This window comes from Vibrio jasicida CAIM 1864 = LMG 25398, from assembly GCF_000400365.1.
GTDB classification, from domain to species: domain Bacteria; phylum Pseudomonadota; class Gammaproteobacteria; order Enterobacterales; family Vibrionaceae; genus Vibrio; species Vibrio jasicida.
The window spans coordinates 1-26,976 of the sequence record NZ_BAOG01000177.1; the positions used below are offsets into that span (position 1 = coordinate 1).

The 26,976-nt window shown below is 44.3% G+C and carries 27 protein-coding genes; 14 read left to right on the forward strand and 13 right to left on the reverse strand.

Annotation, left to right across the window (positions count from 1 at the left end; all coding sequences use genetic code 11):
* Positions 1-330: 330 nt before the first annotated feature.
* Positions 331-1,779, forward strand: coding sequence for an ATP-binding cassette domain-containing protein (locus VJL_RS26160; RefSeq protein WP_038882268.1), 1,449 nt, complete (start codon positions 331-333; stop codon positions 1,777-1,779).
* Between the two features lie 4 nt (positions 1,780-1,783).
* On the opposite strand, the gene VJL_RS26165 is transcribed toward VJL_RS26160, so the two are convergent.
* On the reverse strand, positions 1,784-3,250 hold the full coding sequence (locus VJL_RS26165) for an EAL domain-containing protein (protein ID WP_038882269.1): 1,467 nt from the start codon (positions 3,248-3,250) through the stop codon (positions 1,784-1,786).
* A 448-nt stretch (positions 3,251-3,698) separates the two neighbouring features.
* On the opposite strand from VJL_RS26165, the gene VJL_RS26170 reads away from it, so the two are divergent.
* The 3 genes from VJL_RS26170 to VJL_RS26180 all read left to right on the forward strand — a co-directional run bounded on the left by VJL_RS26170 (position 3,699) and on the right by VJL_RS26180 (position 8,570).
* Positions 3,699-4,433 carry an IclR family transcriptional regulator gene (locus VJL_RS26170; RefSeq protein WP_038869667.1) on the forward strand — a complete coding sequence of 245 codons (735 nt, stop codon included), beginning with the start codon at positions 3,699-3,701 and terminating at the stop codon, positions 4,431-4,433.
* 6 nt (positions 4,434-4,439) lie between these two features.
* A complete protein-coding gene (locus tag VJL_RS26175) occupies positions 4,440-5,279 on the forward strand; it encodes an arginase (protein WP_038882271.1) in 840 nt (279 codons plus the stop codon).
* Positions 5,280-5,594: 315 nt separating this feature from the next.
* On the forward strand, positions 5,595-8,570 hold the full coding sequence (locus VJL_RS26180) for a DUF6701 domain-containing protein (RefSeq protein WP_439654177.1): 2,976 nt from the start codon (positions 5,595-5,597) through the stop codon (positions 8,568-8,570).
* Between the two features lie 80 nt (positions 8,571-8,650).
* Here VJL_RS26180 and VJL_RS26185 read toward each other — a convergent pair whose 3' ends face one another.
* Positions 8,651-9,943, reverse strand: a complete 1,293-nt coding sequence (locus VJL_RS26185) for a DEAD/DEAH box helicase (RefSeq protein ID WP_038882273.1) — start codon at positions 9,941-9,943, stop codon at positions 8,651-8,653.
* Positions 9,944-10,234: 291 nt separating this feature from the next.
* Between VJL_RS26185 and VJL_RS26190 the strand changes: the two genes are divergently transcribed.
* Together VJL_RS26190 and VJL_RS26195 are read left to right on the forward strand one after the other, a co-directional pair.
* Positions 10,235-10,477: a hypothetical protein gene (locus tag VJL_RS26190; protein WP_038882274.1), complete on the forward strand. Its 243-nt coding sequence runs from the start codon at positions 10,235-10,237 to the stop codon at positions 10,475-10,477.
* Positions 10,478-10,688: 211 nt separating this feature from the next.
* Positions 10,689-10,964, forward strand: a complete 276-nt coding sequence (locus VJL_RS26195) for a hypothetical protein (RefSeq protein ID WP_038869654.1) — start codon at positions 10,689-10,691, stop codon at positions 10,962-10,964.
* 77 nt (positions 10,965-11,041) lie between these two features.
* On the opposite strand, the gene VJL_RS26200 is transcribed toward VJL_RS26195, so the two are convergent.
* The 4 genes from VJL_RS26200 to pcp form a co-directional block, all read right to left on the reverse strand.
* Entirely contained in the window at positions 11,042-12,661 is a 1,620-nt protein-coding gene (locus VJL_RS26200) for a diguanylate cyclase domain-containing protein (protein ID WP_038882275.1), read from the reverse strand.
* Positions 12,662-12,824: 163 nt separating this feature from the next.
* Positions 12,825-13,811, reverse strand: coding sequence for a CobW family GTP-binding protein (locus tag VJL_RS26205; protein ID WP_038882276.1), 987 nt, complete (start codon positions 13,809-13,811; stop codon positions 12,825-12,827).
* Positions 13,812-13,875: 64 nt separating this feature from the next.
* Entirely contained in the window at positions 13,876-14,139 is a 264-nt protein-coding gene (locus VJL_RS26210) for a hypothetical protein (protein ID WP_038869651.1), read from the reverse strand.
* A gap of 174 nt (positions 14,140-14,313) precedes the next feature.
* On the reverse strand, positions 14,314-14,952 hold the full coding sequence (gene pcp / locus VJL_RS26215; protein WP_038869650.1) for a pyroglutamyl-peptidase I: 639 nt from the start codon (positions 14,950-14,952) through the stop codon (positions 14,314-14,316).
* 30 nt (positions 14,953-14,982) lie between these two features.
* Between pcp and VJL_RS26220 the strand changes: the two genes are divergently transcribed.
* The 3 genes from VJL_RS26220 to VJL_RS26230 all read left to right on the forward strand — a co-directional run bounded on the left by VJL_RS26220 (position 14,983) and on the right by VJL_RS26230 (position 16,286).
* Positions 14,983-15,165, forward strand: a complete 183-nt coding sequence (locus VJL_RS26220) for a hypothetical protein (RefSeq protein ID WP_038869648.1) — start codon at positions 14,983-14,985, stop codon at positions 15,163-15,165.
* A gap of 49 nt (positions 15,166-15,214) precedes the next feature.
* The gene (locus VJL_RS26225; protein WP_038869647.1) at positions 15,215-15,463 is read left to right on the forward strand and encodes a hypothetical protein; all 249 of its coding nucleotides are present in this window, start codon (positions 15,215-15,217) and stop codon (positions 15,461-15,463) included.
* A gap of 484 nt (positions 15,464-15,947) precedes the next feature.
* A complete protein-coding gene (locus VJL_RS26230; protein ID WP_038869644.1) occupies positions 15,948-16,286 on the forward strand; it encodes a hypothetical protein in 339 nt (112 codons plus the stop codon).
* Between the two features lie 162 nt (positions 16,287-16,448).
* Here VJL_RS26230 and VJL_RS26235 read toward each other — a convergent pair whose 3' ends face one another.
* Genes VJL_RS26235 through VJL_RS26245 form a run of 3 tightly spaced genes read right to left on the reverse strand, consistent with a single transcriptional unit; the run spans position 16,449 to position 17,650 of the window.
* Entirely contained in the window at positions 16,449-16,691 is a 243-nt protein-coding gene (locus VJL_RS26235; protein ID WP_038869642.1) for a hypothetical protein, read from the reverse strand.
* A gap of 41 nt (positions 16,692-16,732) precedes the next feature.
* A complete protein-coding gene (locus VJL_RS26240) occupies positions 16,733-16,948 on the reverse strand; it encodes a DUF3820 family protein (protein ID WP_005433583.1) in 216 nt (71 codons plus the stop codon).
* A gap of 3 nt (positions 16,949-16,951) precedes the next feature.
* Entirely contained in the window at positions 16,952-17,650 is a 699-nt protein-coding gene (locus VJL_RS26245) for a DUF3313 domain-containing protein (RefSeq protein ID WP_038882278.1), read from the reverse strand.
* A 161-nt stretch (positions 17,651-17,811) separates the two neighbouring features.
* Between VJL_RS26245 and VJL_RS26250 the strand changes: the two genes are divergently transcribed.
* A complete protein-coding gene (locus VJL_RS26250; RefSeq protein WP_017188880.1) occupies positions 17,812-18,120 on the forward strand; it encodes a cysteine-rich CWC family protein in 309 nt (102 codons plus the stop codon).
* Positions 18,121-18,180: 60 nt separating this feature from the next.
* Here VJL_RS26250 and VJL_RS26255 read toward each other — a convergent pair whose 3' ends face one another.
* Positions 18,181-18,525, reverse strand: coding sequence for a HopJ type III effector protein (locus VJL_RS26255; RefSeq protein ID WP_038882280.1), 345 nt, complete (start codon positions 18,523-18,525; stop codon positions 18,181-18,183).
* A gap of 232 nt (positions 18,526-18,757) precedes the next feature.
* Here VJL_RS26255 and VJL_RS26260 point away from each other — a divergent pair, with 232 nt between their 5' ends.
* A complete protein-coding gene (locus tag VJL_RS26260) occupies positions 18,758-20,527 on the forward strand; it encodes a choice-of-anchor I family protein (protein WP_038882281.1) in 1,770 nt (589 codons plus the stop codon).
* 242 nt (positions 20,528-20,769) lie between these two features.
* On the opposite strand, the gene VJL_RS26265 is transcribed toward VJL_RS26260, so the two are convergent.
* Both VJL_RS26265 and phhA read right to left on the reverse strand, forming a co-directional pair.
* Positions 20,770-21,108 carry a 4a-hydroxytetrahydrobiopterin dehydratase gene (locus tag VJL_RS26265; RefSeq protein WP_005442595.1) on the reverse strand — a complete coding sequence of 113 codons (339 nt, stop codon included), beginning with the start codon at positions 21,106-21,108 and terminating at the stop codon, positions 20,770-20,772.
* The gene (gene phhA, locus VJL_RS26270) at positions 21,098-21,892 is read right to left on the reverse strand and encodes a phenylalanine 4-monooxygenase (RefSeq protein ID WP_009704714.1); all 795 of its coding nucleotides are present in this window, start codon (positions 21,890-21,892) and stop codon (positions 21,098-21,100) included. Before phhA ends, VJL_RS26265 begins: the two co-directional genes overlap by 11 nt.
* Positions 21,893-22,113: 221 nt before the next feature.
* Between phhA and VJL_RS26280 the strand changes: the two genes are divergently transcribed.
* Positions 22,114-24,084: an acetoacetate--CoA ligase gene (locus VJL_RS26280; protein ID WP_038882284.1), complete on the forward strand. Its 1,971-nt coding sequence runs from the start codon at positions 22,114-22,116 to the stop codon at positions 24,082-24,084.
* Positions 24,085-24,147: 63 nt separating this feature from the next.
* Here VJL_RS26280 and VJL_RS26285 read toward each other — a convergent pair whose 3' ends face one another.
* The gene (locus VJL_RS26285; RefSeq protein WP_038882285.1) at positions 24,148-24,846 is read right to left on the reverse strand and encodes a class I SAM-dependent DNA methyltransferase; all 699 of its coding nucleotides are present in this window, start codon (positions 24,844-24,846) and stop codon (positions 24,148-24,150) included.
* A 49-nt stretch (positions 24,847-24,895) separates the two neighbouring features.
* On the opposite strand from VJL_RS26285, the gene VJL_RS26290 reads away from it, so the two are divergent.
* Both VJL_RS26290 and VJL_RS26295 read left to right on the forward strand, forming a co-directional pair.
* Positions 24,896-25,774 (forward strand): LysR family transcriptional regulator, encoded by an 879-nt coding sequence (locus VJL_RS26290; RefSeq protein WP_038882286.1) that lies wholly within the window; start codon positions 24,896-24,898, stop codon positions 25,772-25,774.
* A 175-nt stretch (positions 25,775-25,949) separates the two neighbouring features.
* A complete protein-coding gene (locus VJL_RS26295; protein ID WP_038882288.1) occupies positions 25,950-26,843 on the forward strand; it encodes a cation diffusion facilitator family transporter in 894 nt (297 codons plus the stop codon).
* Positions 26,844-26,976 lie beyond the last annotated feature (133 nt).

A 26,976-nucleotide genomic window follows, 5' to 3' on the forward strand; every position in this document is an offset into this window, starting at 1 on the left:
AGTGGTTGAAAGCACCGGTCTTGAAAACCGGCATACGTTAATAGCGTATCTAGGGTTCAAATCCCTATCTCTCCGCCACATTTAGAAAGCCCGTTGAGAAATCAACGGGCTTTCGTCGTTTTAGCATTTGGAAAATTACGAGATTTCTAAATCCCTAGTGGTTTGCTCCCCCACTACATATTCTTCCCTTTCACCTTCTTCTAGATTTACTGACCAACTCCGCACTTATCGCAATCGACGAAAAAATCCGCACATCAATTCGTTCTATGCAGACTCAAGACTTGTTATAACTAGGAGCAAGATAACAATAAATCATGGAAGACAGACACAATGCCGATTCAATTTCATCAGCTTACTGCAAAGGAAAACACTTCTACTCTCTCTATCGACGATTGGCAGATTGAAGCCGGACAATCTTGGGGTATATTCAGTTCTGAGGGCGATATTGGTTCGATGCTTGGTGACTTACTGTGTGGTGAGATTAAACCTGAATCAGGTAAACTGAACATCGAAGATTGTCATATTGCTCAGGTCTCCCTTTCTGAGCAACAACGATTATTGGAACTGGAGATAGAAAAGGACGATACCGACTTTCTCGACCGTATTGACCAGGGCAGTTCCGTTTACCAGTTAATTTTTGAAGTCTGCCAAGATGAAGCCTTCACACAGGCTCTGATTGAAGATCTCGACTTATTATATTTAGCAGAAAGCGGTTTTCGAGTGCTTTCAACGGGTGAAACACGACGCGTTATGCTTGCCCGAGCGCTAGCGACCAAGCCTGACTTAGTGTTGCTAGACAACCCGTTTACTGGTTTGGATGTCGCTCACCGCGCCTCATTGGCGGCTTACCTTCAAACACTTTCTCAATCAGTACAAATGCTGATTACCTTCTCTCGTGAATCTGACATGCCTGACTGGATAGAACGTATTGCGCTGTTCAACGCAGGCAAGCTTGATAGCACCATGGATAAGCAAAGCTGGGACCTACACCCTGTCATAGCGCAGATAAAATCGCAGTCAGAAAAACAAAGCGAAGAGATGATGACATTGATTCGCCAACACCAACATTCAACTCACTTCGATAACCCTATCTTTGAGCTAAAAAACGGCAAGGTCGAGTATACAGAGAAAACCATTTTCACCGACTTGAATTGGCGTATCGACAAAGGTCAGCATTGGCAAGTGAAAGGACCAAATGGCTGCGGAAAAAGCACGTTATTAGGGCTGATATTTGGTGACCACCCTCAGTGTTACAGTAATGATATTCAGATCTTTGGTAAAAAACGCGGTACTGGCGAAACCATATGGGAAATCAAGCAATACATTGGCATGGTTTCTTCCGCACTACATCTGCAATATCGAGTCAACTGCAGCGCACTAGAAGTCATTCTATCAGGGTTTTATGACTCAATTGGGTTGTACTCCAAACCAAGTAAGAAAGAACTCAACATAGCTAAAGAGTGGCTGACAATCTTGCATATGGAGCAGTATGAGAAAACGTCGTTCAAACAACTGGAATATGGTCAACAGCGCTTGCTCTTAATAGCTAGAGCGATTGTAAAACAACCAACGTTGTTAATACTGGATGAGCCCTACCAAGGTTTAGATTACCTTGGTCGAGTGCTGGTAAAAAACACCCTTGAGTTAGTTGCAAAAGAAAACCTAAGCCAGCTCCTATATGTTTCTCACTATCAGGAAGATGGCTTAGAGAGTATTCAGAATTATCTAGAATTCAGATTCGACGAACAGACTCAATGCTATAAAGGGAGTACTGAGTAAGCATTTACTGAGAACCAACCACTTCCGAATAAGGAAGTGGTTTAGCATAGAAATAGCCTTGGTGTAGGTTCACACCTAACATCGTCAAGTGTGCTGCTTGCTCCCGAGTTTCGACACCTTCTGCAATCAGATCGACATGTAGATCCTCAGCCAATCTAACAATTGCATTCAATACCGTGGAATTAACGCTGTCAATCCCGATGGTATCAACAAAGCACTTATCAATTTTCAGATAATCGACCTTCATATGTTGCAGAACTGCCAATGCGGTTTGCCCTGTGCCAAAGTCATCGATCAACACCTGAATCCCATGTAACCTGAGCGCCGCAATATGGCACCTTGCCTCCCCACCAATCAATTGCCTCTCGGTAATCTCAATGCTCATCTCAACATTGTATTGTTTCAGTTTCCGATGAATGGTCTCGATTTTTCTTATTACGTGAGCGCCAGCAAGATAACCTGGTGGGACATTGATGCCTAGATGGACTGGCTGTTCGAACTTAAATTGAGAAAAATCCTCACACGCTCTTTCTAATACGAAATCAGTTAGCATCTCCACCAACCCGCTCTCTTCTGCCGCAGGTACAAATTCATCAGGAGAAATAAAACCCTTCTGTTTGTGAGGCCAGCGCACTAAGGCTTCATAGCCAAACGTTTTACCAGTTCTCGAATCTACTTGAGGTTGGTAATGCAATAAGAGCTCCCGCTTCTTAATCGCTTTGCGTAAGTCAGAAACTAAACTTCGCTGAGGATCGATGAAGCGATTTACTAAGAAAATTAAGAGATAAAAGAGTAATAATATTGGAAGCGCTGAAATCACATATGAAAAGCGCTTCTGCTCAACGTAAAAATCGCTGGCTTCCACTAGAGCCTCGTAGTCAAACAACTTAGAGTAGCCGAGTGATACTGCGTTTTCTCCCTGCATAGAAGCATCTTTGGGCGCAGAATCCTTACCAACAAACATAGCCGAACGCTTTAAACGTACATCATTACGATAACCAATCGTCGCGCCAAAGTAGTCTCTATCCACGATAGTAACGGCTTGGTATTCCGGTGCATCCTCTTTGGGGGTGATCAGAAATAAGACTTGGTCAGCATAGCCAGTGATATGACCTAGCGTAAGTTCACCTTTGCGATATAGCTGAACATAGTTCTCCATCGAACGATTCATTGATCCCAGTTTCGAGGAACAAATGATCTGACCATCTTTTACGATCAAGGTCTCGTCAATGTGTCTCTCAAACATTAAATTTTGTTGTATTGCTTCACAACGCTCCGGATTGATCAATGCTGTCCGGTTTTCTGTCTCTATTTGAAACAGGATTTCATCCGCAACTTGCAGATTTTTATCAAGAATATGATCAAGGTTACGTTGAACACTTTGATGCGCTAAATAGAAAACTTCCGCGACAATAAGGGGCAGCGGGAGCAAGTAAATGATGGCTTTTTTCAAAAGCTCTTTATTTATCATCGAGGAATAATCTCTTCTCAATCAAACTTAAAAACAAAATAAAAATAACGCTTCCCTATCAGATACTTAAGAAACCACTTCAAAAGCAACCGCCAGAACCTATCCACTGATTGAGTATGGTTAACAAGCAATAAAGCCGCAAATATAACAATGAGTTATTGATACATGGCTCATTTGAGAGACAGAGTTTACCAACTTTCTTGATTGGAATGCGATCTGTGAAGAGGAATTCACACAAAAATTGCTAATTTAACCAGTAGGTAAAGGTGAAGTCTGCAGGAAGAAAAATCATGACCCGATGCTTAAATGGCGAGCCCTCCTCTTAAAGGAAAAACATTAATATGGCTTTTTCTCACTATATGAGAATATCCAATCCCAATTATTTTCCTTTTCTCAACGTTTAAGAATTATAGTTGTTGCATACCCATTATCACGTTACAACATGCTCATGACGACAAACAAAGCCAACGCTAATCAGGTAAACGAAAAGGCGCTGCAATTGCTCATGCAAGTCGCAGTTAGTCCATTCCCAGTCTCTGCGAAAACGCTCAGTGAACAACTGGCTGTTCCTTTGAGTAGTCTTTATCGACATTTAAAGCTGCTTAAAGAATGGAACTTGATAGAGGAAAGTGTCCACGACAAGACATTTGTAGTCGGCCCAGCCGCTTTGTTGTTAATGCATAGCTATGAGACCGCGCAACATGGCTTAGATATGGTGGAAACCATTTTAGCTCGCCTAGTTCAACAAACAGGCGAAATGGCCGCTTACATGGTGCCTTCTGGTTACCGCGCGCTTTGTGTCAGACAGAAAGAGAGTATGCAGGCGCTTCGATGCAGCTACGTCCAGGGTCAAAGTCAACCATTGCTTCGTGGCGCCTCATCTAAGGTGATGCTGGCTTTCATGCCTCAAAGCCGTTGCGAAAAAATCTTGCGTCATTTTGGGCAAGATCATCGCCTCAGCGAATGGGAACAAGAGCTCAGTACCATCCGTAAGAACGGATACGCTGTCAGTACATCAGAAATCGATCCTGGTGTTTCTGGCATTAGCGCACCAGTCATGAAAGGAAGTAAATTGATTGGCGCAGTCTCGGTAATGGCTCCGGCTCACCGGGTCGAAAAGGATAAGCAGCGTATCATTTTGCATGTGTTGCAGGCAGCGAGAGCGTTGCCGCCAGAAAGGTAATTCATCATGTTAGGCTTTTTCAAACGCTACAAACTTCATCGAGCTCATAAGTCCGTCCACCATTACCCTTTTTCTTTTATGACGGTTTGTGAGCATTTAGCCCCGATGAACAGTGGCACGTTTGATTTGGCCGATCAAAGTTTAGAGAATGCCAGTGACTGGCTCTATCAACAACACGATCAAGGCTCAGCCGCGAACCTTGGGCACTTTTCCCATCCCCAGATTGAGAGTGGCGATTTTCAAGAGGCGTTAAGCTTGTCTCTTTCGCGCCACTCAATACCGGTTGTCTTATCGAATTGTACCGAAGCCATTCTATCCATGTTGCCAGTTGTGGTTTGCGATAATGACGAAATAGGCATCATAAATATCGGACACCGAATGAGCCTAAAACCGACACTAGACCCTCGCCTTGGCTCCGCTTTTCATTTTGCGCTGTCACGCTACCCAAATGTCCGCATGTTCTTTGCTGGCGCGAGTGAGCAAGATACCAAACAAGAAGCTTGGGACTATGCCGAAGATCAAGGGTGTGATTGGGTTACCGACCGCGAATTTACCTTTCGTTACCGCAATCACCTCAAGCAACAAGTCGGAAGCTATTTAGACCATTGTGATCAGATCGTCATATCAATTGATTTGGCATCACTACTGACAAAAAACAGTCTAGATGGAACACCCGCGCTGGATATACAAATGGTTCTTCGTACGATTCGTTTGTGTCTGGTATCAGGAAAGGTAAAAGCGGTACAACTTGTCGGAGACAAAGATCGTCTTGTCTATTCGAAACAAACGAAAGCGATTCTCCAAGAGCTTTATCAAATGGCTCCTTTGATCGACCATGCCGCATAAGGCGTACTTCTACATCAGAGCCAACATTAAGGTGTTGGCTCTATCCGTTTGGTCACATATAACCCTTTCTTATTATTTTCTAACAATTTGATACGCTAAAAGTGCGACACATACCCACCAAAACTATTGAACTAAGATCACATTCACGCTTTAATAGACTCATATGAACTTGGTATGACATACGAATAAAAAGCAACCAAAGTTCAATAACTAAGCGGGCATACTATAAAAAACTAAACCGCAAACTTAACTTCGATGAGCCTTTTGCTCACACTCGCTTGGTGCCATTAAGTTCCACTAGATTTAGGATACTTGATGATGCTAAAACAAATATTCATCACACTCGCATCTATTTTTTCCCCCTACGCTCTGGCAACAGTGTTTGATTTAGCTGACATTAAAACCGGTGATGAGGTCGGTTTTTGCCCAGAGAAGATACAGATACAAGAACCTACCGACCAAAAATATGATAAAGCGTACTACTGTCATGGAAACATAACCCTTGAGCTAGATGAACAAATAATCAACACCCAAGATACCAAGATTCAGCTTCGTGCTTTTACCGGCTTGAACTTTAAAGGTAGAAATAGCATTGGCTCTCCAGAAAACCCGATAGGTATAAAATCCCTATCCCAAGGCGTAATAGTTAGCAATGCCAACCACGAAACCGACTACACATACATTTATGGCGATGTAAAAACGGATTATACGATTTCACTTGAAAACGTACTTATCGATGGTGATGTAGATTCAAGAGGCATGACTGTCGAGCTAAAAGGCCTCTACAACGTTGTCAATGGTCAAGTAACTGCAAGTCAAAACCTCAAGCTTGAGAACGCTCAAGTCTGCGGAGATGTTTGGTCGTCAGGCGGTTTAGTAGAAGTTGGAGCGAACAAGAATGTTATTGTCGGCGGCCTCTTTTCTTTACAAAATCTAACGCTCTCAAATACCGATGTTTTTGGTGCAATAGAATCCAAAGGTGCAAACATCACGCTAGACAATACTTCGGTTTATGCAAAATATAATGCTATTAAAGCGTTTCATACTGCAAGTTTTGTGGATGGTATCGGCCAAGTGTGTGGGAAAATAGAAGCCCACCGAGTCAACAACGACATCACTCAATACTGCGGAAAAGATGATCAAAACTGCTCATATGCAACCAGAAATTGCCCAGAGAAAGAAGTCCCTGTTTGCGAGCTAATCCCACCGAGTTATGACGATTTCGACCTTATCGTCACACCAACAGAAGACATCGCACTAATGTGTGGTGATGAACTCCCTCAGTTTACCGTGACTACAACCAACAATGATGAAGTAACGAGCGCTAAAGTATTGGCTACTCTCTCTCATCCTGACCTATTCACGCTTGAAATGGTCGAAGGAAAACAGAAAATTGACGACAACAACTTTATCTCGAAAGATGACGGGACGTTGGTAATAAAAGTCATCCCGCATGATATCGATTCGATTTCACTAGATTTAAATTACACACTGACTTTCACCATGGTTGACGATACGAACAAAGCACAAACCGTGCAGTTTATGTTTACACCATTTATGTTTGAAGCTTATGAAGAAAACTTGAGCTCGATGAAAGAAATTCACGTTGTGGCAGGTAAATCAAAAACCGTGAACACTCGCTTGCTAGCGTGTGCCACTACAGGTGAACAAGTCATTGCGACTAATTACAATGGCACTCCTAAAGTCACTCATCCTCTCATCAAGCCAGCGGGAGGGAGCGAAGGAAACTTCCGTTACTCCGCAGAGTTTTCAGATGGCCTTTCTAGCCATGGTTTAGTCACGAATGAATCCGGATTGTTCTCTGTAAAAATGTCCGATAGATTCGAGTGCTTAGGTTTCGCAGAATGTCCAGATGATGGCTCTGTATACGTTGAAGGTACATTTGATGTCAAATCTCGACCATGGACACTGGCCATTTGCGACGGTTCAACCACACTAGCTTCTGGTACTTCGAAAAGTGGTCCTGGATTTATTGCCGCTGGAGAACACTTCTCACTGACCGTTAAACCCATCATTTGGCAAAGTGGTGGCTCTGTTACTGGTGAAGTAAATACAAAGAGTTATTGCGATGCAGATGTTACTGGCAACTTTATGTTGGAAGATGCACCCTCGGCAAGCATCGTATTAAGCAGTAAACAAAAGACACCGACCGAAACAGCAAACCAATCCGAGAAGTTACTGGAAAGTACCTTGTCACTCACTCGCAGCCATACCGAGAGTGAGAACTCTAAATACACCTTCTCCGGCTTGTACTGGGAAGAAGTTGGCAGCCTAAAGATCAAAGCAAGTTTAAGTAGTCAGTACCTTGATATGACGGTTAACACTGGCTTTCGAAATGTTGGTCGCTTCTACGCCAAATACTTTAAGGTGAGAGAGGCAGAATGGACGTACCCGACGAAACAAAACTTCATTTACATGAATCAACCATTTGAAGAGGTTCGTTATGACGTGGTCGCCCTTAATGCCAAACAAGAAGACATCGAGAATTACGTGTATTTCGATGCCAGTCTTCGAGAACACTTCCATTTGGGCGAATTGAGTGACTACGTAGACCGTTTCATTCCACCAGCAGCGCACTCGGTTGAGTGGAACTTGGTGGGTGACGCAAGTGTTGGCAGTTTCACAATTGAAAAAGCTACTGGCAATGCGAATTGTGACAATAGCCCTTGCTGGGAGAAGGATGCAACTGATGGTCAGTATCCAGACGGCCCATTCAATAAAGACTCAAAATCAACAAAGAGTGAAATAGGTCTAACTCACACAAACGTCGTCGATGAAATACACTTCTTTGATGACCGACATATCTTAAAAGAACAACCGGATATCCGCTTTGGCAGGCTTAATTTTAAAGACGTTGGCGGCAACCAAGGTATGACCATCAAGGTCCCACTTGACGTCGAAGTTTGGCAAGGTAGCCGCTTTGTGACGCACTTTGAAGACAGCGCAACCACTGCCAACGGAGAACATCACTCCAGAACCCCTATTTGGTCGAATTCTTCACCAAATAACACCAAGCTATCTGGCGAAGGGACGATGCTAGCAGGCAGAACGTATGACCTTGTCGCAAGCCAAGTGGACTCTGCACGAGAACAGGTTCGCTTTCATTTAGACCTAAGCAGTGGCGGCAATAACTTACCTTGGTTGAAATACAATTGGGATAAGACCAATAAAGAAGAAGATAACCCGCCAACAGTCGTGACCTTTGGCATTCATCGTGGTAATGACCGTATCATCTATCGAGGAGAGCCCAATTTTATAGGGATGAATTAACCTCTTCATTTCATAGATAAAAAAGCGCCCCTCGGTTGAGGGACGCTTTTCGTAGAATGTCCTTTTTCAATAAACGATGATTAGTTTGATGAACGACGTGCTTTCAAACGTTTTACCATCGCTAAACGACGTTCTGCTGAGCCTTGGTCCGTAGCCGATTGGTTCGGGTTATTACGTCGACCTTGACGATTTTTGAATGCCGGTTTTGAATTCAACTTCTCGATGTAAGCTTCACGTTGTTTTGGTTCGTAACCAGCTAGTTCGATTCGACGAATATGCTGCTGGATTAGGTTTTCCACCTGTACAACCGTCAACTCTTCTTCACGGTTAACAAACGACACGGCATGACCTTGCTTACCAGCGCGACCAGTGCGACCGATACGGTGAACATAGTCTTCTGCTAAGAATGGCATGTCGTAGTTGACTACGTGAGGTAGGTCTTCGATGTCCAAACCACGAGCAGCAACGTCCGTCGCTACCATTACGCGTACTTTGCCTGTTTTGAACTCTTCCAGAGCACGACGGCGAGCACTTTGCGCACGGTCACCATGACAAACCACCGCTTTAATGCCATCCAGCTTCAGCTCTTTAACTACGTCGTTTGCGGTTTCTTTATAGTTGACGAAAACTAGTACTTGCTTCCAGTTTTTACGACCAATAAGTTCAGAAAGTAGTTCTGTCTTACGCTCCTGGTCTACTGGGTACAATACGTGAGCAATAGTTTGAGCCGTAGTATTCGCTCGTTCTACTTCGATACGCTTTGGCTTACGTAGAATGTCTCTTGCTAGAACGTTCAATTGGCTAGAGGTTGTTGCTGAGAACATCATGATCTGTGGGTCGGTATCCACATCTAACATGATTTTACGAACCGCATTGATAAAACCCATATCCAAGATTCGGTCTGCTTCATCAAACACAAGAAAATCAATGTTTGCTACTGAAACGTTACCTTGTTCAAGGTGCTCTTCTAGGCGTCCTGGCGTTGCAACAAGAATATCCACACCATTTTCTAGTGCTGTCACCTGTGATGACATCTTGCGACCACCAAAAATAGCCGCAACAGAGAGGTTCGTATACTTAGTGTAAGCTTTGATGTTATCAGCGATTTGCTCTGCTAATTCACGAGTCGGAGCCATGATAAGTGCACGTGCTGTCTTACGAGACGCGTTACGACCACTATCAAGCAAACGTTGAATCATTGGCAAAGAAAAGGCTGCGGTTTTACCCGTACCCGTTTGTGCAGTAGCGAAAATATCATGGCCTCGACGAGCCATTGGAATCGCCTTTTGTTGGATTGGCGTTAACTTCTCATAACCGCATTCTGCCAGTGCTTTAACCACTTCTGGCGCAAAACCTTGAGATGAAAATGACATTGAGCGTATTCCTTAAACAAACCACTAGATAGCTTTGAAAATTTAGCCGTGCACTATACCCGAATTCAAGTGATTTATCTCATTTTTTTCAACACCTAATCTGCAAAAAAGGTCTCCTTTTTCTGGGTTTTACACCTAGGTTATTTCTTCCTCATTCATAAATTAGCATTTTATAAAATGTTTTTTCATAATGCCTACCACTTGATATATATCAAACTAGTTGTACATTTATAAGCATACACTGCGCGCGTTTTAATCAACCTAATCAATCTAACTATAGAGAATAGAATCATGAACAAATGCTTGTTGGCTCTCGCAATGGTTTCTTTAAATTCATACAGCGCAACCGCGACGATGGGCTGGTCGGGAGTCGTACCTTCGATCGCTCAAGTTCCCGCTAATATTACCGTCGAGAAAGAAACCATACACTTTGATCTCTACGGAAAACATGTCGAGTTATCAGTAACTAACCTGACAAAGGATCAGATCATCATCGATCAGGCGAACGTTCCTATGCTGGCCTTAGACCTATAATCTGCTTGCCAAGGAGTGGCTGCCTACCTTCTTTTTTGTCACTTTAATTCTCATCCCTAATCCCTCCAAATTTAATCATCTCCGCAGTCCGGTCGTCTTACATACTGAGAGTAAAGAATTGTGATGTCTCATCACTTCAGTCAATAATTAGCATTAAAGAACTTTTTTGACTGGCCGATATAAAGACGTCGCATAAACAAGGAAGGTTATCATGACAAAGCAAATATTATCGCTAATGCTAATCGCCCTCTCATTCAACGTGAATGCAGCAGGCGCTTTGATGAACTGGTCAGGAAAAGTGAAATCGGTCGCCGTTCTGCCGACTAACATAGAGGTCAAATCAGGTTACCTCGATTATGACCTGGACCAAAAACACGTCCGAGAGAACCTCGGCCTTGACCATATTGATTACACCGCACCCACTCTAGAAAAAGATCAACTTATCGTGTACCAAGCGACGGTACCGATGTTATCGCTAGAGCTTTAAGCAATGGTTTTTAGCCATTTCTAAAGTTAAGGCGCATTGGAATTCCTTCGCAGTATGCGCCTTACTTGTAGAATGGATTATTTTATAAAGTAGTAACGGTTCTTACCTGACTTCTTCGCTTCATACATCGCCATATCAGCTTGATGCATTAGCTCGTCGAGTGTGCAATCCTGCCCTTTTGTACAACAACCGCCAATCGAGGTAGTCACTTGATGGAAGGTCCCTGGTAACACTTCAATTGGATCTTGAATCAACTGAATCAAAGATGCCGCGTAGTGTTCAGGGTTTTGCATATGCTCTTGAGAGCTCAACAAAATAGCAAACTCATCACCGCCTAGACGTGCCAGCAAAGCTTTACTACCAAATACACGATGCATTACGGACGCAACATGAATTAAGGTTTTATCTCCTGCTGAATGCCCATATTCATCATTAATGAACTTAAAACCATCAAGGTCGAGGTAGATCAAGCAGACCATTTTTCCTGCTTTTGAGTTTTGATCCAGCGTATTCGTCGCTTGATTTTGAAATGCGCCACGGTTAACGAGACCAGTAAGGCTATCGTGGTGTGCCAAGTAGTGGATACGTTGATTATCGGCGAAGGCTCGCAGTTGGAAACGCGCAATAAAGTAAGCCAGAATAATGCTCAATACCACGCCAACCTGCATTAACCATTTTCGTTCGTATTGTGAACTGACGATGTCCTTCCTTTCGCTAAAATCAACATAAGAAACTAACTTCCATGCCGTTGAGCTGTTTTCGCTAACGTGGTGGTCCTGAAAGCAGTATGGATTGATGCGATCAACAGTACCAACGGACTCGATCGTCATGATGCCTTTATCCGTCTCGATCTGACCTGTAGACGTGTTGTGAATTTGTTCGGCCAACTCTGGAAATGCACTGTAGATGGTCTCATCGCTTCGTTGGCTATACATAAATGCAAACTCAGAATCGCGACGCTGTTTGTTAAACAAAAAATAACCGTCTTTGTTGAGCAACATGTAGTTGGTTCCCATATCGAGATTAAACAACGCCATGCCTTCCATTAGGTATTTCGCGAGATAGTTAACCACAACGATGCCACGCTTTTGCCCTTTTTCATCAAAGACAGGAGTGGCCAAACGAATCATAGGTTTAAGCGGTACTTCAATCTGACCATGCTCAACATTCAAATCTAAAGGCGATACGTAGATCTTTCGGCAACCTAGCTGCAATGCTTTATTGAAGTAGTAACGGTGGCTTTTGTTTTGTAGCTGCTCGGTCGGTACGACCTGTGAGTGTCCATCGTTAAAGTTAATACGAACCACTTCATTCCCTTCCAAATCGAGATAACGAAGTTGGTCATACACTTCTTTACGCTGACTGACTGCTTCCAAAATGGTACTCAGCCTTGTGAGTTCAACATCGCGCTTGGCCACAGGCAACAACGCCACCACGTCGTACACCTTTCTCGCTTCCATAATGTCGGATAACAAAGCAGTTTCTCTTACCACGGAGCCCATTACCCACTCGATGTATTGCTTCTTGCCTTCTAACAGTGCTTTTTGTTGAACACGGATGTTGCTCTTTTCTGCCTCTTCAGACGCAGACTTATCGTAATGAATGATGGCGCCAAATACCGCAACGAGCAGAAAGAAAATCGCGATAAAGCGTAAGCAAAAGAACTTCAACTCAGAAAAAGTAAAGGTAGAATTCAAGTGGTCTCCGGTTTCTTACCTAGTGATAAAACCGGCAATTATAGTGATACAAATCACATATAAATAGGTTCGTATCGATAAAAATTTTCTATCGTCTCAACAGTGAAAGCGAATAAAAAAGGCCCGAGTATCCACTCAGGCCTTGTTCCATCTTGGTTGGTGTCTATTCTGAGATGTCACAAAGCTTTAGTAGAAGCGCTTCCAACTGGTCCCAAGGCATCAATTGAGAGTCAATAACCTCAAGGCGTGATTCGAAGCCCTGTAAGCTCATTTCATTGACTGAAACCACGCCATTCGCCACGTTAAACGCGTAGCAACCTTGGTCTGTGTTCATCACTGCTTTCACACGTTCAGCAGTTAGCTCAGATAGCATGGAGAACAGTTGATCAAAATTGAATGAGTATTCCGCGCCGAACAACCAACCACAGCTGAAGTAACCCTGCCCTTTGTTCTCTTTACGAATGAAAGCCTCACCCGGAGGTAGTTGGAATTGAGGCTCTTGGTGAGCATGATCATGATGATGCGCTTCAATATGAGAAGAAGCACTGCCGTGCACCCGTTCGATATCTAGCACTTCAATCGGTAAGTCACCGTCGTGAATCAGCTTACTGAACACTTTAGAAGGCGTTTGGTCTGTCACCCAGTCATTGAAAACATCAATATCATGGCTTGTACACAGGTCAACTTTGCTACCAATGACCACATCTGCGCTATCAAGCTGATCAACAAAGTTTTTGTTAGAAAGGTACTTCTCGTTACTTAGGTTACGCGGGTCCACCAGCGCAATCGTCGCTTTAAGATCCACATACGGTTGGTACTGCTCAGACGTTAGCGTCGCAACTACTTGCTTTGGATGGCCCAAGCCCGTCGGCTCAATAAGAAGACGGTCAGGGTTCTGGCGCAGCAAAGCCGTAATACCAACAGACATAGGCACGCCAGCCGTGCAGCACATGCAACCGCCCGGCACTTCTTTGATCATCGCGCCTTGGTCAGTCATCATCGCGCCATCGATACCAATTTCACCAAACTCATTGACTAACACAGCCCAGTTCTCGTTCTCTGGTTTGTTTTTCAATAAATTCAAGATAGCGGTGGTTTTACCGACACCCAAAAATCCTGTCAGTATATTGGTTGGTACTCGATTTGACATGCTCTTCTCCGACAAGCTTGTGCTTAAATGCTTTTGCCAAAGTATACGGAGAATGTGACTTGCTTCAACGCTTTTTATCGCGAGGGTCTAAGCCTTTATGCAACGCATTCGCTTTTGTCTGCTGAGATTGTTGGTAATAACCAAATGCATCCGCATTTTTAACACCAGAAAGGTGCATGCTGGTGTGAATCACACAAGTAAAAAACGCGACAATCGCTACAAGGATTGGAAGCAGTCCGAGGGTGTTTTCAAATTTTAAAGCGGCAATAGCCAAAGCGAAAACAACCGCAGAGGAAAGTGCAATGATCTTACTTCTATTGCTTTTCATGATAGTTCGCCTTATTTGAACGAGAGATCAAAGTGAATCGGTGTTACTTATCCATTTCACAGTTCAATGCTACTCCTTTCATACCCCACAAAATTTGAGCGACTTAACAGATACAAAAACACCGAGCTTAATGGTGCTCGGCGTTCATCTAAGGATTTGAATTTGGCTTGTGTATCAACAAATTTGGCCTGCGCTGACTGCAATGTCAGATTCGTTGTCAATCGCGGCTTGAGCCAAGAGCGCTAACCCTTCAACAATAACATCTAACGACATGGTTGGCTGGTTGCCTAAAGCGTCTTGCTCTGGCAAAAGAGGAATATGCACAAAGCCATGACGTACCGATTTATCACGCAAGTAATGCTGGATACCATAAAACAGGTGATTACATACAAACGTCCCTGCCGTATTTGATACTTGGCATGGAATGCTCGCGTTTTGTAAAGCGTTTGTCATCGCCTTGATGGGCAGCGTTGTGAAGTAAGCGTCTGGGCCATCTTGAACTACTGGCTCATCGATTGGTTGATAGCCACCATTATCAGGGATACGGAAGTCGTCTACATTAATTGCCACACGTTCTGGAGTAATCGCTGCACGCCCTGCTGCCTGCCCTACTGTGATGACAATATCTGGTTGGTATTGCTCAATCGCGTTAACCACGGTATCGATAGATTCATAACGTGTGACGGGCACTTGGCAAATCATCACCTCGCCGCCATCGAGTTTCTTTCTATCAAGTCGCTTTACTGCTTCTAAAGCAGGGTTGATGGATTCACCACCAAATGGCTCAAAACCTGTCATTAACACTTTCTTCATCGGACTATTTTCTCTTGATAGTAAAACTCAATGGTTGAGACTCGAATTTACAATAACTTAGCGTCACAAAGCCAAGTATTATTACATCGCGGCAATGAACTGCACAAAACCGCGACTTACATTTGGCGTAAAATTGGAGATAGCCCCTATCTTGAACTTGCAAAGCAATGTTCTGCTGAGCAAATCCTAGCTTGGTTTCTAACGGTAAGTTAGGTAGAGTACGCGACCATTGAGTATCTGCAATTCGAAGAGATCGAAGATAATGAACATTGATAATCACGTTATCGAAACATTGGAAGAGCTAGAAGCTTTCCTACATCTAATTGAAAGTGGCGCGCTAGGTCTTGAAGGCGTCGCTGGCGTAGCATTAGCAACAACCAACACTGATGGCCGTCCATTTGTTGCAGTATTGGACGAAAAGCATCAATTAGTTCTTGGACGTTGGGTTTCTCAACACGTTTACGAACACGGAAAAGACATCGTTCGTCACGGCCCGCAGCGCAAGCATTAATCCTGCTTTTAAATGACAAAAAGCTCGCTTATATCGCGAGCTTTTTTGCACCCTCCGTAAGGCATTTCAGCCCATTCCTACAATGCCCGCTCGCTTTCTAAGCTATTGTTCAAAAATAAAAAATAAGCTTGTCTGCATGGTAACCAGTCGTGACATTTCGCTGACAAAACAAGATAAGAAATTCCTAGAATTTATCTCGGAAGCGATTTCTAATTGTCGTTTCCAGACACCATCGCAGAGCAGTGATCCTAGTTGCTCTGTTTGCCCCTTATAGTCCGCTTGACAGCCTTGGGCTATACGGGGCTTTTTTAGAGATCTCTGTATGCTTGTTATGGCCACTTAATATTAGACAGAAACCTGTCTCAAGTTGACGTGGTGAATGTCAGGAAGTAGCACAGAATTATCGCCTTGAACAACTAAATTTCTACTACGTTCTGTACTTGATAGTGATAGAATCTCCGCATCAAAACTATCGAGCAACTCTATGTTTATCCATCATGTAAACGGCATCGACTGGCTGGTGATTACAGCTTTTGAAGAACTGAAACCTATATTCATCGAAGACGCTGATGCGATCCCCTCTTGTTTCTCTATCGACAGTGAATTGAGCCTGATTGATCAAGCCAAGCGCACTTATGGATATTTGCCTGCACTCAACGGTGTAATCACGGATACCGGCACGTTTGAAAGCCAAGATAACGAAGAAGACTTGAACCCACAGCTAGCATGCTTAGTCGAGGGACGCGGGCGAGTGTTTATCTATCACGGCGGATTTGTCGCTTTTGTGGATGATGACCAAACCTTTATTACCCGAATGAACTGAAAATTATTCCACGAGAAAGGCAATGCTGCGGTTAACTAGCGAGCAGCATGGCTTGCAAGGAATGGGGCAAAAAAGAGTCAGCTTGATAGTCTGACTCTTTTGTATGAAGCCGAGGGTATTGCGAGAAAAGTGGTAGGTAGTTGAATCGGTTGAATCCGCTTATTACTGAGGCTGGTGGCCAGTCTTCTTTGCAAACTCCTGCATCGCTTCGGCAAACGTTGTGGTCCCGCCTTTCGCTTGAACCTGTATCACCTTGTACCCCACCTTTTCCAACGCTTGGCGTTCTGCCAAAACCGCTTTGTCATCTTGCTGACTGCCCTTTGCAGGTTGATGAAGGTAACACCCTTCTAGTTGACCATCTTCGACCAGTTGGTGGTGTTTCAGTGCATTAATATCAAAATTCATGGTAATTCTTTAAATCAAAAATAGGGAGTTTCTGTGGCAGGTTACATGCGCTTTAAAGGCTTAACAACACTGTCCAAGCCTTCAATTTTAAGTGCGAGGCAGAGCTTTAGCAGTTCGCCTAGCTCCCCTTCCGGAAAACCTTTTTTATCGAACCAGAGTAGGTATTCTTCTGGAAGATCAATAAGAACACGCCCAGCGTATTTGCCAAACGGCATTTGCATTCGAGCGAGTTTAATAAGGTTTTCTTTTTCTAACATATACTACTGAGTCTGTTGGGATAAATCTTGGCTAAGAGTAACACCCAAGCGATCGACCCACCAGTTAATTGCATCTTTAGCATCGTCTAAAGAGTCAATCATAGTCAAGAAGTCTTTATTTCCTGCTTGACGATCAATCGCGGCGAACAAAGGCGCATCGCTCTCAGAATCACTCACCAGTAACTCCACCGTCGCAGAACCTACATTGGTATGCTCACCTGTCGTAATTTTTGAGATGGTCGAGATCCCTAAACCAACTGGAAGAATGCTTGAGGTAACCGCAAGAAGAGGGTTAGGCGTTTCTACATTACTGACTGCAATGCTCAAGCGAAGTGTTTTTTCACCGGGTTGGTCGACAATCTTTTTGACCGGTGAGATGCGCGCTTTTAACTGCTCAACCATGTAAGTCGTCAATTCATTGATTTCTTCATCATCGAGCTCAGATTCTTGAACCACAACCATTACTCGGTCAATCACCACGCTATCGTATTCATCCATTTTCTCTTTCAATCGAGTAGCATCGCGCAAACCAACTCTGGCCCAAACAAGATCAACGCCACCCTCTGGTCCGGGACGAAAATCTTCATAACTGGTGAATTTCGTCGCACTGACGACAGGACCACCTGCACATCCACTCAAGATGAAACCCAGAGTTACAACAACCGTCGCCTTAAACAAGCGCTCAACCAATGACTTAAACATACCAACTCCTCAAACTTTGAGTATACAGTTTATCATTCCATATAAATTTGACCAGTATTTATTCACCTAATGGATATTTTGTTGAATCAAGTATTGAGCTTCCCGCTGCACAATTTCATGTTAAAGTACGCCGCTTACTGGAAAGCATAACGAGAAAAATAATGAAGTCACCTTGCCGCGCAGCCTGTAAAAACAACGGCGGAATCTGTTCTGGCTGTCACCGAACCATGGAAGAAATCGTGCAGTGGAAAGATAAGTCTGATGCTCAACGAGACGCGATCATCGAACAATTGGTTGGAAATGATTCAACCCACTCTTGTCCTGAGTGTGGCACGAACGCGCACTGCGATATTGCTGCGGGGAAAGAGACGTGCTGGTGCTTTGACATTGAGACCAGAGATCTACCCAAGCCAGAAGCGGGACAACTTTGTTTGTGTCGTAAATGTTTGGAGAAAAAGCCAGTCGCCTAACCTAACGAACATAGGACATAACGGACTGGCTATCATTGAAATGAAGGCAAGTTCTGCGAACTATTTCTGCGCTAACGCTTGGGATTCGAACTTCACGCCATCCCAACCCGTCACCATAAAGTTACGAATGTTTTGATGGTCGCTGTTCTCTGGATGTGCCAATACATCTTCACGGTAGAAGCGACCAAAACATGCCAACGTTGCTTCTTTGCTTAGGTTGTTCAATTGACCAAAAGCGAAGATCTTGCACGAGCCGCTATTCTCACCTGCAATGTTCTGCGTTTCACCATTCACAAAAGCCGCTGGCGTAAACGCGTAGTTTGCCTCAATGGCTGCCATTGTCGTTTCAAATTCTACTGTCTCAGGTGATGCCGCTAGCGCATCCAAAAATTCTTTAAGTTCCATTATTTCTAGTTCCTAGTGTCTTTTCATCTTAAGTGTTCGACATACGTTCAGATTAAAACTGACACATTTGTTTCATCAAAAGCCAATATAAGAGTCATAAATCATAAATATATTCAGAGCCTTATTTAATAACACATCAATCAATGCACTATTCCTCACTGTTGTAGTGAATGAATAGATATCTAATTTAGGTGCATTGAGCAACATTGTATCTGCTTAATAAGGAAATATCATGACCACCCCATTTAAGGCAATAGGCGTATTGGCATTATCTTCACTTGCCATCGCATGTTCATCTCAACCTGACGATTCTCTCTCTTCGTTTGCAGCCCAATGTAAAGCACCAGTAGCACCTGTTGCTGGAGAGACATCCATCCAAGGTTTGACCTTTATGGGAACGTCTATCGCTGACGCACCATTCGATACGTCGGCAGCAGAAATCGTTCAATATGATGCATGTACTGACAAGCTTTACGTGGTCAACGCTCAAGCAAAGCGTGTCGATGTGCTTTCTATGGATGACAACGGCGCACCAACGCAAACCGCATTCATCGACCTCAACAGCGCGGGCGAAGCGGCAGGCGTTGAAATTGGTGCGGCAAACAGCGTTGCTGTCTTTAATGGTTTAGTCGCTGTAGCGATTGAAAACAGCAATAAGCAAGCGAATGGCATTGTTGGCTTGTACCGCTCGGATGATTTGTCGCTGATCACCACCTTCCCTACTGGCGCACTGCCAGACATGGTCGGCTTCTCAAAAGACGGCAGATACATTGCGACAGCAAACGAAGGTGAGCCAAATGGTGACTACAGTGTCGATCCTGAGGGCAGCATCACATTGATCGACTTGAGCCAAGGCGTAAACCAAGCAGACGTCACGCAGATTGGTTTCAATGAGTTTGATGGTGCACGTAAGTCTGAGTTGCCTGCTGACGTTCGAATCTCAGGTCCAAATGCCACGGTGGCGCAAGATCTAGAACCGGAATACCTCACCTTTGCTGACAACGGAAAAATCTACGTTGCACTGCAAGAGAACAATGCAATGGCAATCGTAAACCCTGAGAGCAAATCGGTAGAGAAGATTGTGGGTCTGGGCGAGAAATCTTGGTCTGATTCAAAACTGGATGCTTCGAACAAAGACAAAATCATTGGCAACTTTAAGAGCTACCCTCAACTGGTTGGTCTGTACATGCCAGATACCCTCGACAGCTACTCGGTAGATGGCAAAACTTACATCCTCTCTGCCAACGAAGGTGACGGTCGTGAATATGGCTTCAAAACAACACAAGCTCTATGTGACCAAGCGGGCTTCAAGTGGGATGAAGACGATTACCTCGGTACAGATGAATATACTTCTGAGCAAGGCACCTGTTTAAGCCATGTTGACGAAGTGCGCGGTAAGAAGCTGAAAGTCGCAGCAGATCACCCGCTGGCAGAGGCGCTAAAGGATAACAAGCAACTCGCGCGTCTAAAAGTGATTAAGCCTGAACAAACGCTTTCTGCGCAAGACAATGTTCAAGCCTTTGGCGCACGTTCATTCTCTATTTGGGATGAAAACGGTGAGTTGGTTTTCGATAGTGGTGACGATTTCGCAACTATCGCATTAATGAATGAAGGTAAGAACTTCAACAGCACCAACGATAGCAATGACAGTGGCGATGACCGCAGTGACGACAAAGGCATTGAGCCAGAAGCAATTGAAGTAGCACAAATCAATGGTCGTCACTACGCGTTTATCGGCTTGGAACGTCAAGGCGGCATCATGATTTATGACATCACAGACCCGAAACAAGCGCAGTTCCTGCATTACGTAAACCGTCGTGATTACAGCCAACCAGTTTGTACAGAAGTGGAAGATGGCGAATGCGCGAACGACACTTACAATCCAAAAGCAGGTGATTTGGCGCCAGAGTCAATCAATTACTTTGCTCGTAACGGACAACACTTTATCGCGGTTGGTAATGAAGTGTCAGGCACGACATCTGTGTTTCGAATTGAGCTTTAATACCCACTCTTCAAGGCGACAAAACTAAAAGTAAAGCGCCCGAACTTCAGTCCGGGCGCTTTATTTATAATCAGTGAGCATTGTTTGAGAGTGAGATTCCCGACTCGCTCCTTCGTCGCTCTCGAGAATGACAGAAGCTAGCCTAGCAAAGGCATCCTGCAGTTCCGAGTAACCCCACACTACCAACGTCATTCCGGAATCGAGGAACGAGATGTCCGGAATCTCTCTTTAATCACTCAGCTCTATTCATCAATAGCCAATGCGTCGCACTTCGAAGCACAGATAAAGTCGTTCTTATGCAGACCTTTAATAGAATGGCTCCACCAAGTGATGGTCACTTTGCCCCATTCTAGCAAGATAGATGGGTGATGGAATTCATCTTCTGCAAGCTCGGCAATCTTGTTGCTAAACGCCCACGCTTGTTTGAAGTTCTTAAACTTGTAGACCTTCTCAAGTTGAGGAATCTCATCTCTCTCAATGATCTGCCAATCAGACAATTGCAGCAGCAAAGACTGTTGTTCCTCTTTACTAAGTGCAATGGCATCGATACTACAAGCTTCGCATTTTTGTTCATTCAACATGAGCAGGTTCCTTTGGTTCAAAAAGTGGTGGAAGCAATCCGGCTTCAATCGCTAGATCGGCTTGTTTCAATAAATTCAGTTGGCTAATTTGGAAAAGCTGGGACAAATCTTCAATCACGTAGTATTTCGGCTGCATGATGTCGATGCGGTAAGGGGTTCTTAGCACAGTTTGCAGGTCAAATTCGTCTCTAATCGCGATGTCGCTTTCCAATGAATAGATGGTTTCTCCCGGAGATGAAAGGATACCGCCACCGTAGATCTTGGTTTTGTTACCCTCTTGAACCAAGCCGAACTCGACTGTAAACCAATATAGACGCGCAAGATACCCTCGCTGCTTTGGTGTCGCGGCTTGTCCAAGCTGTCCGTAATGCTCGGTAAAGGCGGCAAAATCAGGGTTGGTGAGCATGGCACAATGACCAAAAATCTCATGGAAGAAATCTGGCTCTTGTAGGTAATCAAACTCTTCTCGTGTTCTCAAAAAGGTCGCGACTGGGAAGCGTTTATTGCCAAGCAAATTGAAGAAACGATCAAAGTCGATCAACGCGGGGACTGGCTCCACTTGCCAGCCCGTTGTTTCCATCAAAACACGATTGATTTCGGGCAGTTGTGGCACGCGATCATGAGGTAAGTCGAGCAGCTTGAGTCCATGCAGATACGCGTTGCATGCACGGTCTTGAATCACGCTCATTTGTCTTGTTACCAAGTCGCGCCAAATGGCATCCTCTTCATGGCTCCATTCTACCCTTCCATCCTGATCGACGGGTTTTGAATGATACTGAGTCATTGCACATCTCCGTTAACAAATCCTTTACATTAAGCCTATCTACACTCTTTTGTCCTTCCAATCTCCTGGCCATTTTCCACTCAAAACTTAGGTGTAACATTTTCTTTACATTAACACCTAAGGCATTGATATACATAAGGAGCCAGTTTCTCCAACGAGTTTGACTTTATTTCTGGTTCACCTCAGACTGAAAACGTTAAAACTTTGTTATAGAGGGAGCTATGCGCGAGAGCAACAAAGTCTGGCAGCCGACGGAAGATCGAATCGAGCAAGCCAATATCACGCAGTTTATCGAGCACATTAATCGACAAGGTTTCGAGCTCAAAAACTACTCTGATTTGCACCAATGGTCTTTGGAGCATAACGAGCATTTCTGGAAAGAGGTTTGGCAATTTTGCGACCTAATTGGCACGCAAGGCGATACCGTAAAAGTACAAGGTGAAAGCCGTTGGCAATCACCAATGCAAAATCGAGATGCCGTGTGGTTCCCTCAAGCTCAAGTTAACTACGCAGAGAACCTGCTCAGTTTGGCAGAGCAACAAGCGGATGAGCTGGCGATTTGGTTTGAAAACGAACGAGGTGACAAACAGACTTACACATGGAAACAGTTTTGTGATGAGGTCTCGAGTGTTCAGCAGTGGTTAGTCGAATGTGGCATCAAGCAAGGCGATGTGGTTGCAGGTTATTTACCACATATGCCACAGACCATTATTGCAATGCTTGCTACCACCAGCTTAGGCGCGACTTGGACATCCACCTCCCCTGATTTTGGCGTAGAAAGCGTTATTGAGCGCTTCGGGCAAGTGAAGCCAAAGGTTCTCTTCACCTGCGATGGTTATACCTTTAATGGAAAAACCTTCGATATGTCGGAGAAGAACCACCACATCGCGGATCATCTCGATGGACTGAAACAAGTGTGCCAGATCGGTTACCTCAAACCGCATGTGTTCGAATGCGATGTTTGTACTCACGATTGGCAAAACATCATTAATCAGTATTCCCCAGCTCCGTTGCATTACACTCGCGTGGAATTCAATAGTCCGCTGTTTGTGCTTTATTCCTCTGGCACGACGGGCAAACCTAAGTGCATCGTGCATTCTGTTGGCGGTACGATTCTTAATCATCTTAAAGAACACCAACTTCATTCAGATATTCAGCCTAAAGATCGCGTCTTTTATTACACAACTTGTGGCTGGATGATGTGGAACTGGCATGTGTCTGCTTTAGCGAGTGGCGCATGCTTGGTGATTTTCGATGGCAGCCCAGTTCACCCAACACCCAATGTGTTGTGGGATTTAGCTCAGCGCGCCGAAGTAAGTCTCTTTGGTACTGCCGCCAAGTATCTTGAGGCGATAGAAAAAGCCGGATTGTCACCTATCAAAGATTACTCACTCCCAGCTTTGAGAACCCTGTGCTCTACGGGCTCTGTGCTTTATCCAGAACAGTTTGACTACGTGTATCAACACATCAAGCAAGATTTGCATTTGGCTTCTATTTCAGGCGGAACAGACATCTGTGGCTGCTTTGTATTGGGCAACCCTATCTCGCCTGTTTATCGTGGTGAATGTCAGTACACTGGCTTGGGGATTGATGTTCAAGTGTTCGACTCGCAAGGTCAAAGCGTGAGTGAACAACGCGGTGAGCTCGTCTGTGTCAATTCCATGCCTAACTTCCCTGTCGGTTTTTGGAATGATACTGGCGAGCGCTACCACAACGCGTACTGGGACAAGTTCGATGATATCTGGCATCACGGTGATGATGTCGAACGCAGCGCCAAAGGTGGGTTTGTTTTCTACGGTCGTAGCGATGCATTGTTGAATCCTGGCGGTGTGCGCATCGGCACAGCGGAGATTTATCAGCAGGTAAACGCCATTGACGGTATCGTCGATTCCATTGCCGTAGGTAAAGAGATCGAGCGAAACGAACAAATTTGGCTGTTTGTTCAGACCGTTTCTGGTGTCACGTTAGATGACAGGTTAGTAGCAGAGATTAAGTCGCGCCTCAAAACGTCCTGCTCGCCAAGGCACGTGCCAAGCCAAATCTTCGCCATCAGCGACATTCCTAAAACACGCTCAGGAAAGTTAGTCGAACTTGCGGTCAAACAAGTCATAAATGGTAAGGAAGTCGAGAACTTAGGTGCGATTGCGAATCCAGATGTTTTAGAAGAAATTCGACAACTCACGTTTGTCTAGCGAGTCGAAGGAAACAAAAAAGCGAGCTAAATAGCTCGCTTTTCTTATGTTCTTTGTTGGGGATTAACGGCGACCTACGCCCATTAATACTGACATTGTGTGACCGTCTGATGTGATTTCGAAGACCTTCTTCGTTTCTACCTCAGTAAAGCCGGCTTTGATAAGTGCGTTTTCTGATTTCGCTAGCGTGAAGCCTTCTTTTGCTGAATCTGCGATCCAGTCAAAATGTACGAAGTGACCACCAGCGTTGAGTAACGAGTGAGCAATCTCTAGAGACGTTTCGTAGTCTTCGATAAAAGCCAGCACTGAAGAAGCAACGACTAGGTCAAACTGACCACGGAATGCTGGGTGCTGAGCGACTAGACCACGCGTCAATGCGTCAACAACCGGTTCTACATTCTCTAGCTCTTTCTTATCAAGCTCTTCAATCATGGCTTCAGATGCATCCAGCGCCACAATCTCTTTTGCGGATGGCGACAATAGTTGGCTTAACTGCCCTGTCCCACATCCAAAATCCAATACTTTAATGCCATCAAGCTGAGTAAGCTGTTGTAACTGTGCAAACACCGACTGAGCAAATTGATCTGTTGCTGGGTTAGATTCCCAATTCTTTGCTAAGCCGTCCCAATCTTGTGCCATCGTGGCCTCCATGTTCACTTCTTGTAACCCCCATAGATTACCGCAAAAACGCCAAAACACCATAGACTTATCTGGCGAATCCGTGTTTTTTTCGATAATCTTTCTAGGCGTCAGTACGTTCATTCGTCTACGCTATCGATTCTCATCATTTCAGTTTAGGTCTTTTTTAATCATGAACTTATCGCAAGTTGAAGCCTTTTGTACCATTGCCGAGTATGGCTCCGTCTCGGAGGCTGCGCGTCAACTCGATTGCAATCGTACTAAGCTGAGTATGGCAATTAAGGCGCTTGAGAAAGACCTAGACGTCGATTTGTTCGCTCGAACTGGCAATCAGCTAACGCTCTCGGAAGCAGGGAAAGCGATCTTTAAAGACTGTGAAAACCTGCTCGTAACCGCACAGCGAATCAAAAAGACCTGCGCTCAAGTTTCTGACGGTTTCAACGCCGAGGTCTGGGTGGCACGTGATGACTCGCTGCCAGACGAATTATGGCAAGAGCTATCTCATACGCTAAACAATCGCTTCCCGTCGACAACCTTCAACTTAATATTGGCGTCCAGTGGTGACCTTTCAAATTTAGTCAGTACACAACAGGTCGACTTTGCATTTGGTGTGGACTACGAACGTGTCGACGATCCACATATTGTCTACAATCCTCTAGGCAAAATTCGCATGATGTCAGTATGCAGTTTCGAACATCGCTTGAGTAAGATGCGCCGTGTCACAGACGAAGATTTGCGTAACCAGATGCAAGCGTTGATGGTGTATTTGAACGAAAAAGACAACCCAGAGCTGCAACCCTTTTCTACTCGATACATTGGCTTCTCCAGTTTTGATTACATGCTGAACACCATTTTGGAAGAAGATGCGTGGGGCGTATTGCCAGAGCCACTGATCCGACATTACCTGCGACATCAGAAACTTGCGGTAATCAAACACACTTATGGTTTGACGCAAGAAGACTACTGTATGTTCGTTCCAAATGGACAAACAGAACACCCAGCAATGAGTTGGTTGGCCGATAAGTTAAGCGAGTATTTATTCGACTTCTAAACATATTGCAGTGAGCGTCAATTAAATTGACAGCGAGATTTCAACGTAAGCCATTGATATATAATAAAATACATAAAAACCCTCATTTCATCGTTTAAATGTCACACAGTTTTCATTTGCTTAAATTTACCCCAAGGAGAAGAATGTAAGGGTGTAATAATTTAAGGCATCTTTTATGTGTGACAGGACAAGCAAAAACGAAAACCGTATCTTAACCTTCTCAGCCCTTTTAGCATCTGGGTTTGCAGTCGGAGGGATGGTACTTGGCTTGCTTGTTGGATCGATCGTCATCGTATTTGACGGTGTTTATTCTCTAGTCAGTCTGCTGTTAACTTTATTGTCACTGGCAGCTTCTTACTACATCAGCAAGCCATCAAAATCTATTTTTCCTTTCGGCAAAGCTGTACTTGAACCTATCGTTATCGCTATCAAAGCAGCCGTTATTTTAGTTGTTGTTGCTTTCTCATTATTCTCTGCGGTAACGGCGTTAATGACAGGCGGTCGTGAGGTAGACGCTTCCATCGCAACCATCTTCGGTGTCGTTAACGTGATTGGTTGTGGTTACGCTTGGTGGTTTATGGCGAAGAAAAGCCGTCGTTTTTCATCAGGTTTAATCGAAGCCGAGAAAAAACAATGGCAAATGGATACGCTACTTAGTGTTGCAGTAACCCTTGGCTTTATCGCGGCATGGTTAGTATCACTAACACCATATGCACACTACGCGGTCTATGCAGACCCTATGATGATGGTGTTGATGGGTTTCTACTTCCTTAAAGTACCATTTGATATGCTAGTTGGTGCCCTACGTGAGCTGCTAATGATGACACCTAGCAAAGAACTATGTCAGAGCGTTGGTAAAGACGTTCTTGAGATTGAAAAGGTAACTGAGCACCAATTGAAACTGGCTGGCGTAACTAAAGTTGGTCAAGAACTGCGAGTAAATGTGGACGTGCATGTGGATGACGACACACTAGAGCTTGATACGCTAGAACACACTCGTAAGCAACTTACTAAGCGACTATCGAAGCACAGATTCAAGCTTCAATTACAATTGAACGTCGCGTATTAGAGCACCACCAGAAATCATTAGAACTCAAAAGAAAAGCTCCCAATCTGAAGTGACCCCGTAAAGTTGGACATTTCTGTTAAGCGGCTTTCAAGGCCTGAGTTCGATACTCTATCGGAGTCAGGCCTTTTAGCTT

What these genes read in the sequence shown, in the direction of transcription:
- VJL_RS26245 (WP_038882278.1), bottom strand. Translation starts at nt 17,650, where the DNA reads ATGTTTAAGTCATTGGTTGAGCGCTTGTTTAAGGCGACGGTTGTTGTA.
- VJL_RS26210 (WP_038869651.1), bottom strand. Translation starts at nt 14,139, where the DNA reads ATGAAAAGCAATAGAAGTAAGATCATTGCACTTTCCTCTGCGGTTGTT.
- VJL_RS26205 (WP_038882276.1), bottom strand. Translation starts at nt 13,811, where the DNA reads ATGTCAAATCGAGTACCAACCAATATACTGACAGGATTTTTGGGTGTC.
- VJL_RS26185 (WP_038882273.1), bottom strand. Translation starts at nt 9,943, where the DNA reads ATGTCATTTTCATCTCAAGGTTTTGCGCCAGAAGTGGTTAAAGCACTG.
- VJL_RS26285 (WP_038882285.1), bottom strand. Translation starts at nt 24,846, where the DNA reads ATGAACGTACTGACGCCTAGAAAGATTATCGAAAAAAACACGGATTCG.
- VJL_RS26295 (WP_038882288.1), top strand. Translation starts at nt 25,950, where the DNA reads ATGTGTGACAGGACAAGCAAAAACGAAAACCGTATCTTAACCTTCTCA.
- VJL_RS26170 (WP_038869667.1), top strand. Translation starts at nt 3,699, where the DNA reads ATGACGACAAACAAAGCCAACGCTAATCAGGTAAACGAAAAGGCGCTG.
- VJL_RS26290 (WP_038882286.1), top strand. Translation starts at nt 24,896, where the DNA reads ATGAACTTATCGCAAGTTGAAGCCTTTTGTACCATTGCCGAGTATGGC.
- VJL_RS26250 (WP_017188880.1), top strand. Translation starts at nt 17,812, where the DNA reads ATGAAGTCACCTTGCCGCGCAGCCTGTAAAAACAACGGCGGAATCTGT.
- VJL_RS26265 (WP_005442595.1), bottom strand. Translation starts at nt 21,108, where the DNA reads ATGTTGAATGAACAAAAATGCGAAGCTTGTAGTATCGATGCCATTGCA.
- pcp (WP_038869650.1), bottom strand. Translation starts at nt 14,952, where the DNA reads ATGAAGAAAGTGTTAATGACAGGTTTTGAGCCATTTGGTGGTGAATCC.
- VJL_RS26240 (WP_005433583.1), bottom strand. Translation starts at nt 16,948, where the DNA reads ATGTTAGAAAAAGAAAACCTTATTAAACTCGCTCGAATGCAAATGCCG.
- VJL_RS26230 (WP_038869644.1), top strand. Translation starts at nt 15,948, where the DNA reads ATGTTTATCCATCATGTAAACGGCATCGACTGGCTGGTGATTACAGCT.
- VJL_RS26235 (WP_038869642.1), bottom strand. Translation starts at nt 16,691, where the DNA reads ATGAATTTTGATATTAATGCACTGAAACACCACCAACTGGTCGAAGAT.
- VJL_RS26195 (WP_038869654.1), top strand. Translation starts at nt 10,689, where the DNA reads ATGACAAAGCAAATATTATCGCTAATGCTAATCGCCCTCTCATTCAAC.
- VJL_RS26225 (WP_038869647.1), top strand. Translation starts at nt 15,215, where the DNA reads ATGAACATTGATAATCACGTTATCGAAACATTGGAAGAGCTAGAAGCT.
- VJL_RS26255 (WP_038882280.1), bottom strand. Translation starts at nt 18,525, where the DNA reads ATGGAACTTAAAGAATTTTTGGATGCGCTAGCGGCATCACCTGAGACA.
- VJL_RS26190 (WP_038882274.1), top strand. Translation starts at nt 10,235, where the DNA reads ATGAACAAATGCTTGTTGGCTCTCGCAATGGTTTCTTTAAATTCATAC.
- VJL_RS26260 (WP_038882281.1), top strand. Translation starts at nt 18,758, where the DNA reads ATGACCACCCCATTTAAGGCAATAGGCGTATTGGCATTATCTTCACTT.
- VJL_RS26280 (WP_038882284.1), top strand. Translation starts at nt 22,114, where the DNA reads ATGCGCGAGAGCAACAAAGTCTGGCAGCCGACGGAAGATCGAATCGAG.
- VJL_RS26165 (WP_038882269.1), bottom strand. Translation starts at nt 3,250, where the DNA reads ATGATAAATAAAGAGCTTTTGAAAAAAGCCATCATTTACTTGCTCCCG.
- VJL_RS26160 (WP_038882268.1), top strand. Translation starts at nt 331, where the DNA reads ATGCCGATTCAATTTCATCAGCTTACTGCAAAGGAAAACACTTCTACT.
- VJL_RS26220 (WP_038869648.1), top strand. Translation starts at nt 14,983, where the DNA reads ATGGTTGAGACTCGAATTTACAATAACTTAGCGTCACAAAGCCAAGTA.
- VJL_RS26180 (WP_439654177.1), top strand. Translation starts at nt 5,595, where the DNA reads ATGATGCTAAAACAAATATTCATCACACTCGCATCTATTTTTTCCCCC.
- phhA (WP_009704714.1), bottom strand. Translation starts at nt 21,892, where the DNA reads ATGACTCAGTATCATTCAAAACCCGTCGATCAGGATGGAAGGGTAGAA.
- VJL_RS26175 (WP_038882271.1), top strand. Translation starts at nt 4,440, where the DNA reads ATGTTAGGCTTTTTCAAACGCTACAAACTTCATCGAGCTCATAAGTCC.